11 protein-coding genes are annotated in these 12,360 nt (G+C 71.7%); 8 read left to right on the top strand and 3 right to left on the bottom strand.

Annotated features, from left to right (window positions below):
- Nucleotides 1–7: 7 nt before the first annotated feature.
- The gene (locus AXK61_RS00430) at nucleotides 8–1,030 is read right to left on the bottom strand and encodes a nitrite/sulfite reductase (RefSeq protein WP_068569659.1); all 1,023 of its coding nucleotides are present in this window, start codon (nucleotides 1,028–1,030) and stop codon (nucleotides 8–10) included.
- A 38-nt stretch (nucleotides 1,031–1,068) separates the two neighbouring features.
- A complete protein-coding gene (locus AXK61_RS00425; protein WP_068743238.1) occupies nucleotides 1,069–2,133 on the bottom strand; it encodes a beta-ketoacyl-ACP synthase III in 1,065 nt (354 codons plus the stop codon).
- 170 nt (nucleotides 2,134–2,303) lie between these two features.
- Here AXK61_RS00425 and AXK61_RS00420 point away from each other — a divergent pair, with 170 nt between their 5' ends.
- The 7 genes from AXK61_RS00420 (at nucleotide 2,304) to AXK61_RS00390 (ending at nucleotide 11,526) form a co-directional block, all read left to right on the top strand.
- Nucleotides 2,304–2,921: a TetR/AcrR family transcriptional regulator gene (locus AXK61_RS00420; protein WP_068569663.1), complete on the top strand. Its 618-nt coding sequence runs from the start codon at nucleotides 2,304–2,306 to the stop codon at nucleotides 2,919–2,921.
- A complete protein-coding gene (locus AXK61_RS00415; RefSeq protein ID WP_068569665.1) occupies nucleotides 2,918–3,394 on the top strand; it encodes an FAS1-like dehydratase domain-containing protein in 477 nt (158 codons plus the stop codon). The genes AXK61_RS00420 and AXK61_RS00415 overlap by 4 nt, the downstream gene beginning before the upstream one ends.
- Nucleotides 3,395–3,443: 49 nt before the next feature.
- Nucleotides 3,444–7,013, top strand: coding sequence for a cobaltochelatase subunit CobN (gene cobN / locus AXK61_RS00410; protein WP_068569667.1), 3,570 nt, complete (start codon nucleotides 3,444–3,446; stop codon nucleotides 7,011–7,013).
- A 115-nt stretch (nucleotides 7,014–7,128) separates the two neighbouring features.
- Nucleotides 7,129–7,662 (top strand): FxsA family protein, encoded by a 534-nt coding sequence (locus AXK61_RS00405; protein ID WP_068569668.1) that lies wholly within the window; start codon nucleotides 7,129–7,131, stop codon nucleotides 7,660–7,662.
- A 14-nt stretch (nucleotides 7,663–7,676) separates the two neighbouring features.
- Nucleotides 7,677–9,239 (top strand): amidohydrolase, encoded by a 1,563-nt coding sequence (locus AXK61_RS00400; RefSeq protein WP_068569670.1) that lies wholly within the window; start codon nucleotides 7,677–7,679, stop codon nucleotides 9,237–9,239.
- Nucleotides 9,236–10,771 carry an apolipoprotein N-acyltransferase gene (gene lnt, locus AXK61_RS00395; RefSeq protein WP_068743526.1) on the top strand — a complete coding sequence of 512 codons (1,536 nt, stop codon included), beginning with the start codon at nucleotides 9,236–9,238 and terminating at the stop codon, nucleotides 10,769–10,771. The genes AXK61_RS00400 and lnt overlap by 4 nt, the downstream gene beginning before the upstream one ends.
- Nucleotides 10,768–11,526 carry a polyprenol monophosphomannose synthase gene (locus AXK61_RS00390; RefSeq protein ID WP_068569672.1) on the top strand — a complete coding sequence of 253 codons (759 nt, stop codon included), beginning with the start codon at nucleotides 10,768–10,770 and terminating at the stop codon, nucleotides 11,524–11,526. The genes lnt and AXK61_RS00390 overlap by 4 nt, the downstream gene beginning before the upstream one ends.
- An 87-nt stretch (nucleotides 11,527–11,613) precedes the next feature.
- Here the strand turns inward: AXK61_RS00390 and AXK61_RS00385 are convergent, their stop codons facing one another.
- Nucleotides 11,614–11,949, bottom strand: coding sequence for an RNA polymerase-binding protein RbpA (locus tag AXK61_RS00385; protein ID WP_068569673.1), 336 nt, complete (start codon nucleotides 11,947–11,949; stop codon nucleotides 11,614–11,616).
- Between the two features lie 57 nt (nucleotides 11,950–12,006).
- Between AXK61_RS00385 and AXK61_RS00380 the strand changes: the two genes are divergently transcribed.
- Entirely contained in the window at nucleotides 12,007–12,342 is a 336-nt protein-coding gene (locus AXK61_RS00380) for a hypothetical protein (protein WP_068569675.1), read from the top strand.
- Nucleotides 12,343–12,360: the final 18 nt, after the last annotated feature.

Here is a 12,360-nt window from a genome sequence, read left to right as displayed (position 1 = left end):
GGGAAGCCTAGTCGTCGGCCCCGTCGCGCACGACCACCCGTCGGTGTTCGCCCGACGGTGCGCCGCACCCGCGTGCGCAGGCCACGACGTGGACGCGTTCGTCGTCGCCGATCGTGCCCGCCAATTCCGCGGCGTGCGCCAGCGCGTCGCCCTGTGCCCGGGCGCACCCGTGATCACCGACGCAGGCGCTGACTCGCAGCAATGGTGAGTTCGCGTCGAAGATCAGGCCCCTCGGGGCGAGCACCCGGACCACGGTCTCCGCCGCGCCCTCGTCGAGGCCGTGAAGGTACAGGGTCCGCCACGGCGTGATCGTGATCGGATGGTCGACCGCGGCCACGAACTGCGCGGTGCGCGGATCGAGGCGGCCCAGGGGGACGCCGGCCCCGAGCACGACGGTCCCGTCCGCCTGGTCGAACCATCCGACGGGCGGCGGGTTCGGCGGCTCGGGGACGTCCCGGGGCCCCGTCACGCGGCCGCCCAGGGCCCGAGCGATGCGCCGGGCACCGTCGGGCAGGTCCCGGATGCGCCATTCATCGGCCCGCACGTCCAGGAAGGCCTGCGCTGCGTCCAGCAGGTGCGGGGCGGTGGCGGGCAGGTCGGTCGGGTGGCCGTCCAGGTGCACCACTCCGTCGCGGATTTCGGCGTCCGCGGCCAGCGCGGCGACATCGCCGGTCCCGTCGTCGAGGGCGAACAGGAAGCGGCCCGGGAGCTCTGCGAGCTCGGGGCGGGCCTGCAGCGCCTCGTCGAGTCGCGCGGCCGTGTCGCGCACGTCGGACGACAGGGGAGAGGCGACGATGTTGCGCACCCGCTCGTGACTGTCGGACGGAAGCAGCCCGGTGGCCATGAGGCGCTCCCGCGCGGCGTCGAGATCGACGACGCCGCGCAGCTGAACGTTGCCGCGCGAGGTCAGTTCGAGCGCGTTCTCACCGGCGAGCTCCGCGAGTTCCTGCAGCGCGGCGGGGGAGATCCGGCCGCCGGGCAGGCGCACCCGCACGAGCGCACCGTCGGCCGCCGAGTGCGGCCTGAGCACGCCCGGGCAGGCGTCGGGTTCCTTCGGCGGCAGGGCGATCAGTCCTCGACGTGCACCGGCGGCAGCGTGATGACATGGCCGGCGTAGGCGAGGCCCGAACCGAAGGCCATGACGAGGGCGGTCTGCCCGGGCTTGGCCTTGCCGGTGCGCAGCAGCTCCTCGATGGCGAGCGGGATCGACGCCGCGGAGGTGTTGCCGGTGGTCACGATGTCTTCGGCGACGACGCAGTCGTCGCGCAGCTCGAGCGCCTTGATGAGCACCTGCGTGATGCGGAGGTTAGCCTGGTGCGGCACGAAGACGTCGATGTCCTTCGACGTCAGGCCGGCCACCTTGAGCGCCTCCTGGCACGCGGGGAGCAGCGCGGTGGCGGCCCAGCGGAAGACCTTGCGGCCCTCCATCCGCAGGAACGGGCGGACGGGCGCCTCGGTCGAGGTGTCGTCGCGGAAGGCGTGCACCTCGTCGAAGTAGGTGCCGAAGTCCTTGTCCTGGTAGATCGCGGTGGTGAAGTCGCCGTCGGCGCCCCACGAGACCTGGGAGACACCCACTTCGTCGGACGGTCCGAGCACGGCGGCGCCGGCACCGTCGGCGAAGATGAACGCGCAGGTGCGGTCCTCGGGCGAGATGAGGTCCGACAGGCGCTCGACGCCCACGACCACGACGTACTTGGCCGTGCCCGCGCGGATCAGGTCGACGCCGACGGCGGCGGCGGTGGTGAAGCCCGAGCAACCGGCCGTGATGTCGAAGGCGGGGATCCCGACCTTGCCCAGCGCCTTCGCGATCTGCGGCGCGAGCGAGGGCCCGAGCTCGAGGCGCGTGTTGGTGGCGGAGATGACGCAGTCGATCTGCTCCGGGTCGATGCCGGAGGCCTTCACGGCGCGCTCGGCGGCCTTGACCGACATCTCCAGGATGGTCTCGTCGTCCTCGGCGAAGTGCCGCGACTCGATGCCCGAGCGGGTCTTGATCCACTCGTCGCTGGATTCGATCTTGTCGACGATCTCGGAGTTCGGCACGACGCGCCGCGGACGGTAGGCGCCGATCCCGAGGTAGCTGACGTTCGACTGCTCAGCGGGGGCGGGAGGGGCGATCCGGGCGGGGGCGGTCATGCGTGTACGACTCCGTTCGAGGGGGATGGCGCAGATGAACCATTCGGTTCATCGACCCGTCATTGGTAACATGAACCGAGCGGTTCAAACAAGCGCCGCCACACCGTGTGGCAACATTCGTCAACAGCGATTCGTTGTTCACTCATCGCCCGGAGGAGAGATCGCGCCCGATGTCGACCGCCCCGAAGCCGCGCCCGCGTCCCCGGGTCCGCCTCGTCAACACCGCCCTGAACCTGGTGGGCCGCCACGGCTTCGCGGACGCCGGGCTCGCCGAGTTGACGGCGCAGTCGCAGGCGTCGAAGAACTCGCTCTACCAGTACTTCCCGGGCGGTAAGGCCGAACTCGTGGAGGCCTCCACCTCGCTCGCCGGACGGCGGCTGTTGCGCTACATCGACGCCGCCACCAGCAAGGGGGAGCCGCACGAGTGGATCGGCCGGTTCATCGAGCTGTGGAAGCGCGTCCTCGTGCGCTCCGAGTTCCAGGTCGGGTGCCCCCTCCTCGCGGCCGCATTGGCCGACGGTGCGCCCCGGGTCCAGGACGCGGCCACCGCCGCGTACACGGAGTGCGAACGCCGCTTCGCCACGGCACTCGTGGACTACGGCGTCGAGGAGCAGGCCGCCCTCGTCTTCGCGTCGGTGTTCATGAGCTCGATCGAGGGCGCCGTCGCACGCGCCCGGGCCGCCCGCGACATCTACCCGCTCACGGACGTCTACCTGTCCATGACGGCGCTGCTCGACCTGACGATGGCCCGTCCGGACGCGGTGCGGGGCGCTACAGTCGCCGAATGACTCGTGGCGACTACACCCTCTGGCTCGACGACTGCTACGCGGTCGACTCAGAGGGCGTACGGGCCTACGCCCGCGCCACCCGGTCGCCGCACGTGGCATACGCGAACAGTCGGGTGATCGCGCACGACACGCCCGTGCCGCCGCTCATCGTCGCCGACCCGGTGTTCAAGGCGGCCGCGAAGCTCATGGCCGACGTGATCGAGGACTTCGACCTGAGCCGCGTGCTCCACGTGGCGCAGACCGTCCGGCAGCTCGTGCCGCTCCGCATCGGCGACGTGGTCTCCCTCGGCGCGCGGATCACCGACCGGATCACGAAAGCGGGCATCGATCTGTTCGAGGTCGACTGTGTCGTGTCCACCTCCGACGGGGTCCGGATCGAGACGGCCAGCACCGTCGCCTACGCCGCCGACGCCGACGTACCGGACATCGGGGACGCCTCCGCGGCGGTGATCATGCACGGCGCCGTGCTCTGACCGCGCCTGCCCGGACGGTGACCGGAGGCGGTGACATAGGGTCGCCTACATGATCCTGTTGCTGTCGACGTCCGACACCGATCTGTTGAGCGCGAAGGCGAGTGGCGCCGACTACCGCTGGGCGAATCCCGCACGTATCAGCGTCGACCTCGACCTGCCCGGCCTGCTCGACGGTGCCGACATCGTCGTCGTGCGCATCCTCGGCGGCCGCCGCTATTGGGAGAACGGGCTCGACGCCCTCGCCGCGAGCGGCAAGCCGGTGGTCGTGGTCTCGGGGGAGCAGTCGCCCGATGCCGACCTCATGGAGGCCTCGACGGTGGCCGCCGGCGTCGCCACGCAGGCGCACGCCTACCTGGCCGAGGGCGGTCCCGAGAATCTGGCACAGCTGTACAACTTCCTCTCGGACACCGTCCTGTTGGCCGGTGAGGGCTTCGAGCCACCGGTGACCGCGCCGCAGTGGGGCATCGTCCCTCGACCGGCCGTCTCCGCCGGGCCGCGCGTGGGCGTGCTCTACTACCGGGCCCAGCACCTGGCCGGGAACACCGCCTACATCGACGCGCTCGCCGCGGCGATCGAGTCGCGCGGCGGCACGGCCGTGCCGATCTTCTGTGCCTCCCTGCGCGCCGCCGACGACGCGCTGTTCACCGAACTCGCGACCCTCGACGCGCTGGTCGTGACGGTGCTCGCCGCGGGCGGTGTCAACGCGGCCGGTGCGGCCGCGGGCGGTGACGACGAGTCGTGGGACGTGGGTCGGCTCGCCGCCCTCGACATCCCGATCCTGCAGGCGCTGGCGCTGACCACCTCCCGCGAGCAGTGGGAGTCCAGCGACGACGGCCTCAGCCCGCTCGACGTCGCGACGCAGGTCGCGATCCCCGAGTTCGACGGCCGCATCATCACCGTGCCCTTCTCCTTCAAGGAGATCGGCGACGACGGCCTCCCGTCCTACGTGCCCGACGCCGAGCGCGCCGGCCGCGTCGCGGGCCTGGCCCTGCGCCACGCGCGGCTGCGCTCGATCCCGAACGGCGAGAAACGGATCGCGCTCATGCTGTCGGCCTACCCGACCAAGCACGCCCGGATCGGCAACGCCGTCGGCCTGGACACGCCGCAGTCGGCTCTGGAGTTGATCCGTCGATTCGCGCAGGCGGGCTACGACATCGGCGAGCCGTCCGCGATTCCAGGATTGGAGGCGGACGACTCCGACGCGTTCATCCACGCCGTCATCGCCCGCGGCGGACAGGACCCCGACTGGCTCTCCGCCGAGCGGCTCGACGGGAGTGAGGTCACCGTCGACCCCGAGACCTACCGCGCCTGGTTCGCCACGCTCCCGCTGGAACTGCGCGACGCCGTGACCGAGCACTGGGGCGAGGCGCCCGGCGCGCTGTTCACGACGGGCTCCGGCGACATCGCGATCGCCGCGCTGCGGTTCGGCAACCTCACGGTGATGGTCCAGCCGCCCCGCGGGTTCGGCGAGAACCCCGTGGCGATCTACCATGATCCGGACCTGCCGCCGAGCCACCACTACCTGGCCAGCTACCGCTGGGTCGCGGACCGCGAGAACGGCTTCGGCGCCGACGCGGTGATCCACCTCGGCAAGCACGGCAACCTCGAATGGCTGCCCGGCAAGACGCTCGGCATGTCCGCCGCGTGCGGCACCGACGCCGCGCTCGGCGACCTGCCCCTGATCTACCCGTTCCTCGTCAACGACCCGGGGGAGGGGACGCAGGCCAAGCGTCGCGCCCACGCCGTGCTGGTCGACCACCTGATCCCGCCGATGGCCCGGGCCGAGAGCTACGGCGACATCGCCCGCCTCGAGCAGCACCTCGACGAGTACGCCAACGTCGCGAGCCTGGACCCGGCGAAGCTGCCGATGATCCGGCAGCAGATCTGGACGCTGCTGCAGGCCGCGAAGCTCGACCATGATCTCGGGCTCACGGATCAGCCCGACGAGGACTCCTTCGACGACATGATCCTGCACGTCGACGGCTGGCTGTGCGAGATCAAGGACGTCCAGATCCGCGACGGCCTGCACATCCTGGGTCGGGCGCCCGGCGGCGAGGTCGAGACGGACCTCGTGCTGGCGATGCTGCGGGCCAAGCAGATGTGGGCGGGCGCGGTGCACACGCCGGGTCTGCGCGAGGCGCTGGGCCTGGAGGAGAACGGGACCGCTTCGAAGGCGCGAACCGATGAGTTCGAGGCCCGCGCCCGCGAGCTCGTCGTCGCCGCCGCGGCGGTGGACTGGGCACCGTCGGGCATGGCGGCGCTGACGGACGACCCCGCGGTGGCGAAGATCCTCGACTTCGCGGCGACCGAGATCGTGCCGCGCCTGCGTCGCACGGGCGACGAGATCGACCACGTGCTGCGCGCCCTGGACGGCGGCTTCGTGCCCGCGGGACCGTCGGGTTCGCCGCTGCGCGGCCTGATCAACGTGCTGCCCACCGGGCGCAACTTCTACTCGGTCGATCCCAAGGCCGTGCCCTCACGGCTCGCCTGGGCGACGGGGCAGGAATTGGCCTCCTCGCTCGTCTCGCGCTACCACGACGAGCACGGTGAGTACCCGAAGTCCGTCGGCCTGTCGGTGTGGGGCACGTCCGCGATGCGCACCGCCGGCGACGACATCGCCGAGGTGCTGGCGCTGCTCGGCGTGACCCCGGTCTGGGACGAGCAGTCCCGCCGCGTCTCCGGCCTGGAGGTCATCGGCCTGGAGGAGCTGGGTCGCCCGCGCATCGACGTCACGGTTCGGATCTCGGGCTTCTTCCGCGACGCGTTCCCGCACGTCGTGGCCATGCTCGACGACGCCGTCCAGCTGGTGGCCCCACTGGACGAGTCGGATGAGGAGAACTTCGTCGCAGCGCACACCCGTGCGGCGTTGGCCGAGCACGGGGATGCGCGACGGGCGACGACGCGCGTCTTCGGCTCCAAGCCCGGTACCTACGGCGCGGGCCTGCTGCAGCTCATCGACTCCAAGAACTGGCGCAGCGACGCCGACCTCGCCGAGGTCTACACGGCGTGGGGCGGGTACGCCTACGGCCGCGGGCTCGACGGCGCGCCGGCGGCCGACGACATGCGGACAGCGTACCGCCGGATCGCGGTGGCGGCCAAGAACATCGACACCCGCGAGCACGACATCGCCGATTCCGACGACTACTTCCAGTACCACGGCGGCATGGTCGCGACGGTCCGCCACCTCACCGGATCCGATCCGGAGGCGTACGTCGGCGACTCGACGCGACCCGACTCCGTGCGGACCCGCACGCTCAGCGAGGAGACCAACCGCGTCTTCCGCGCCCGCGTCGTGAATCCGCGGTGGATGGCGGCGATGCGGCGGCACGGCTACAAGGGTGCCTTCGAGATGGCCGCGACGGTGGACTACCTGTTCGGCTTCGACGCCACCGCCGGTGTCATGGCGGACTGGATGTACGAGAAGCTCACCGAGAACTACGTCCTCGATCCGGAGAACCGGAAGTTCATGGAGGAGTCCAACCCCTGGGCCCTGCACGGCATCGCCGAGCGGCTCCTCGAGGCCTCGCAGCGCGAGCTGTGGAAATCCCCGGACCCCGAGACCCTCGCCGCCCTCCAGCAGACCTATCTGGAGACCGAGGGCGACCTCGAGGACCGCTGACCCCCTTCGAATTGAACACCGTTATGGAGAATCCGACCTGCAGGTTCTCCCCCCATAACGGTGTTCAATTCGAGGAGGAGGGGAACTTTCGGACATCTCCGGCCGTTGTACGGGCATGAAGCTCTTCGCGTTCCTGACCTACATCGTCGTGGAGATCGCGGCGTTCGCCGGCTTGGTGGCCTGGCTGAATTTCGGCTGGGCTCTACTGGTGATGATCGCCGCCACGGCAATCGGCGTACTCATGCTGCGACGGACGGCCGCGGGCGTCCTCCGTGACCTCGGGGAGGCGCTCGACGGTCAGCGGTCCGCCGGACCGGCCCTCATGGACACCGCGATCCTCGCGACGTCGGTCTTCCTCCTCGCCGTGCCCGGCGTGGTCAGCACGGCGCTCGGCCTGCTCCTCCTGGTCAAGCCGGTCCGCGCGGTGGTCCGCCCTGTGGTCGCCTATGTCGGCGCCAAGCGCGTCGCCTCGTTCGTGGAGGAATCCGGCCTGGTCACCGTGCTCGCGGGGCAGCCCCGCGGATTCGGCACCGTCGTCGACGGCGACGTGGTGTCCGGCGCGGCGCGCACCGACGGCCCGATCGTCGACGTGACCGGCCCGGGCGGCCCCGGCCCCCGGCCCGGGTTCCGCGAGCTGCCGCCCGCGTAGCAGACTGGTCCTCCGTGACCACCGAACTGCTCGTCGGCGGGCGGATCTACACGCCCACGTCCACCTCGGCCACCGCGATCGCGGTGGAGAACGGCGTCATCACCTGGATCGGGGAGGACCGCGCCGCCCGCGCGCTGCACCCGGACCTGCCGGTCACCGCGCTCGACGGTGCCTTCGTCGCCCCCGCGTTCGTGGACACGCACGTCCATCTCACCGCCACGGGGCTCACATTGACCGGCCCCGACCTCGGCGGCGGCCACGACGCGGTCCGGACCGCGCTCGCCGCGGCCCCGGGCGACACGGTGATCGCCCGCGGCTGGGACGACACCGTCTGGGACCGGCCGCTGCAGCGCACCGACCTGGACGAGCACCGCGTGATCTACGCCGCCCGCGTCGACGAGCACTCCGCCCAGGCCAGCACCGCACTGCGGGCCCTCGTCCCGGGCCTGCCTGACCTCGAGGGCTACTCGTCCGACGGTCCGCTCACCGCCGCCGCGCACCACGCCGTCCGCGCCGCCGCGAGCGCCGCCCTCACCGACGCACAGATAACCGCGGCGCAGCGTGCGGCCCTCGACGCGGCCGCCGCCGCCGGGATCGCCGCCGTCCACGAGTGCGGCGGGCCGGACATCGCAGGGGAACGCGACTTCACCCTGGTCAGCGCCCTCGACCACGGGGTGCGCGTCCGCCGCTATTGGGGCGAGGCGGCCCGCGACGCCGACCACGCTCGCGCACTCATCTACCGCACCGGCGCCGACGGCCTGGCCGGCGACCTCTTCGTGGACGGCTCCCTCGGCAGCCGTACCGCGCTGCTGCACGCGCCGTACGCGGACGCACCGTCCAACGGCGTGGCGTACCTCGACCAGGAGACGGTGACCGCGCACGTCCTGGCCTGCACGGAGGCCAGGATCCAGGCCGGATTCCACGCCATCGGCGACGCCGCCGTCGCGCGGGTGGTCGCCGCGTTCGAGGCGGCGGTCAACGTGTTCGGCGGGCCGCGGGTCGCGTCGTGCGGGCACCGCGTCGAACACGCCGAGATGGTCTCGGCCGACGAGGCGCGCAAGCTCGGCGACTGGGGTGTGAACGCCTCGATGCAGCCGCAGTTCGATGCGCTCTGGGGCGGCGCGGACGGCATGTACGCGCGCCGGCTCGGCGTCGAGCGCGCCGCGTCCCTCAACGACTTCGCGCTGCTCGCCAAGAACGCGGTGCCGCTCGCGTTCTCGTCGGACTCTCCCGTCACCCCGCTCGACCCGTGGGGATCTCTCCGCGCCGCGACGCAGCACCATACCGCGGGGAGCGCCGTGAGCCCCCGTGCCGCCTTCGCCGCCGCCACCCGGGGGGCGTGGCGGGCCGGGGGAGTGCGCGACGGCGTGGCCGGCACCCTGGTCCCCGGCGCGCCGGCGACCTTCGCGGTCTGGGACGCCGACGAGCTGGTGGTGCGGGCACCGTCGGACGCCGTGCAACGCTGGTCGACGGACCCCCGCGCGGGCGTCGCGCCGCTGCCCGACCTCGCGCCGGGCGCCCGCCTGCCGCGGTGCCTGCGCACGGTGGTCGGCGGCCGGACGGTGTTCGCGGCGTGAGAGTCCTGCTCCGCGCGGGCGCGAGCCTCCTCGCCGGCGTCGCGCTGTTCTTCGCCTTCCCGCCCGCCGGGCTGTGGTGGCTCGCACCGCTCGGCGTCGCGACCCTGGTCGCCGTCCTCGCCACCCGCGAGCGGCCGACGCTGCGCGGCGGCTTCGGCTACGGCTTCCTCGCCGGCGTCGGCCTCTTCGTTCCCCTGCTCAAGTGGATCGACTCGATGGTCGGCGCCCTGCCCTGGATCGGGCTGGGCGTCGTCTGCGCCCTGTACTACGGCGCGTTCGGCCTCATCGCGACCCGCGTGGCGCGCGTCCCGGGCGGTCCCGTGTGGGTCGCCGCAGCGTTCTCCGTCACCGAGTGGGCTCGCGCATCCTTCCCGTTCGGGGGCTTCCCGTGGGGGCGGCTCGCGTTCAGCCAGGCCGACGGTCCGCTGCTCGCCCTCGCCCGGTACGTCGGGGCGCCGGGCCTGAGCTTCGCGGTCGCCCTGGTCGGCGCGTCCCTCGCCGCGGCGGGGATCGCCCTGGTGCGCAGGGCGGACCGTCGGGCGGACCTGCTGCCCGTGGCGGCCGTGGCCCTGACCGGCATCGCGACGGCGGCGGCCTGGCCGTTCGTGGGCGGACCGTCGGACGGGCGGACCGTGACCATAGCGGCGATCCAGGGGAACGTGCCCGAGCAGCGCTGGGACGTCGCGACCCAGCGCGAGGCCGTGCTGACCAACCATCTGACCGAGACGCACCGTCTGGCAACGGAGGTGCGGGAGGGCAGGCAGCAGCAGCCGGACGTGGTGATCTGGCCGGAGAACAGCTCCGACGTCTCGCCCGAGCGCGACCCCGCGGTCGCGGCACGGCTGGCCGCGGCGGCCGCCGACGTCCGCGCCCCGATCCTCGTCGGGACCGTCCACTACGACGGGACCGGCAAGTACTACAACAGCATGATCCTGATCGGCCCGAACGGCGCACTCGAACGGCACGACAAGGCGATCCTGCAGCCCTTCGGGGAGACCATGCCGATGCGCGGCTTCTTCCGGATGTTCAGCGACTACGTGGATCTGGCGAACGATTTCACGCCCGGCACCGGCACGGGTGTGGTGCACCCGAACGAGGTGCCGCTCGGCGTCGCGACCTGCTACGAGGTCGCCTTCGACCGGGCGCTGCGCGGATCGGTGCTGGGCGGCGCGCAGGTGCTGACGGTGCCCACCAACAACGCGACCTTCGGCCGTACGGGCATGACCTACCAACAGCTCGGCATGTCCCGGGTGCGGGCCGTCGAGCTGGACCGCGACGTCGTGGTCGCCGCGACGACGGGCGTCAGCGCGCTCGTCCGCCCCGACGGCGAGGTCGCGGCGCAGACCTCGATCTGGACGAACGCGCACCTCGTGGAGACGATCCGGCTGCGCGGCGGCCTCACCCCGGCCGCGCGGCTGGGGGATTGGGGCGAGGTGGTGCTGCTCCTGGTGGCCCTGTGCGGTATCGCGATCGCGATAAGGCACGATGGACTCCGATACACGCCCCTGAATCGGACCGAGGAATCTGCATGAGCGAGCCGTCAGCGCCGTCGTCGAAGACGCTGGTGATCATCCCCACGTACAACGAGCTGGAGAATCTGCCGCTCATCGTGGGCCGGCTGCACAAGGCGCAGCCCGAGGTCGACGTGCTCGTGGTCGACGACAACAGCCCCGACGGGACCGGCGACCTCGCCGACTCGCTGGCCGCCGAGGACCCGCGGATCCACGTCCTGCACCGCGCCGAGAAGAACGGTCTCGGCGGCGCGTACATCGCCGGATTCCGGTGGGCCCTCGAGCGCGACTACCGCGTGATCGTGGAGATGGACGCCGACGGTTCGCACGCCCCCGAGCAGTTGGAACGGCATCTCGCCGCGATCGACGCCGGGGCCGACCTGGTGATCGGTTCGCGGTACGTGCGCGGCGGCAAGACTGTGAACTGGCCGCTGTCGCGCCAATTGATCTCGCGCGGCGGCAATGTCTACAGCCAGGTGATCCTCGGCACCCGCATCCGGGACATCACCGGCGGCTACAAGGCCTTCCGCCGCGAGACGCTGGAGGGCCTCGGCCTGGACCAGGTCGAGTCGCTGGGCTACGGCTTCCAGATCGACCTCACCTGGCGCGCCGTGCAGGCGGGCTTCACCGTGGTCGAGGTACCCATCACCTTCACCGAGCGCGTCATCGGCGACTCGAAGATGAGCGGGTCGATCGTCAAGGAGGCCGCGACCCTGGTGCCGAAGTGGGGCTACCGGGCGCGCAAGCGCAAGATTGCGCGCCTACTGGGCAAGTAGCGCGCCTTCTAACTTGACAAGTAACACAAACGGGCGGCCCCGGATCACTCCGGGGCCGCCCGTTTCTCGTGCGATGGATCCCTGCGGCTACTTGCCGCGACGCGCCTTGAGCAGGTCCAGCCGCTCCTTGAGCAGCTCCTCCAGCTCACCCTCGGACCGCCGCTCCAGCAGCATGTCCCAGTGGGTGCGCGGCGGCTTCGCCTTCTTCTCCTCCGGCGCCACACCGTCGATCAGGGTGCCCTCGAGGCCGTTCTTGCACAGCCAGGTACCGGGGAGTTCCGCATCATCCGCGAACGGAACGTCGAACTCCTCACCGTTATCGGTGCGGTACCGCGCGATGCGGCGCGGAGCGAGGTCGTGGTCCCGATCCGTCTCATAGCTCACCGCACCCAGGCGGCTGCCCCGTAGAACTCGATCTGCCATGCTTCTCCCAACATCTGGCCTACGCCGAACATTCCCAGCCTACCGGAGTGAAGTCCTATGAGCACCTCCCGCCGCCGCAGGTCCGCGGCCTGCGCCTGGTGCGGCCGCGAGGTCGTCTCCGAGGGGCCGGGCCGGACCCGCAAGTACTGCCGCCGGTCGTGTCGGCAGCGCGCCTACGAGGCGCGCCTGACACTCGCCGGCACGGCGCTGCCCGAGGATTCCGTGGTGCTCACCGCGGACGAGGCGGAGGCGGTGGGGGAGCGTATGTTCGAGGTGAGATGCGCGGCGGAGGACGTGCGGACCGCGATCGCCGAGGGCGCCCCGATGGACGAACTGGCCGAGCTCGCGGACCGTCTCGTGGAAACCGCGCGCGCCGCGGAACGCCTGCGCTGACCGAGCACGGACGACACT

The organism is Tsukamurella pseudospumae, from assembly GCF_001575205.1.
GTDB lineage: Bacteria > Actinomycetota > Actinomycetes > Mycobacteriales > Mycobacteriaceae > Tsukamurella > Tsukamurella pseudospumae.
This window is presented reverse-complemented; position numbering and strand designations above follow the sequence as displayed.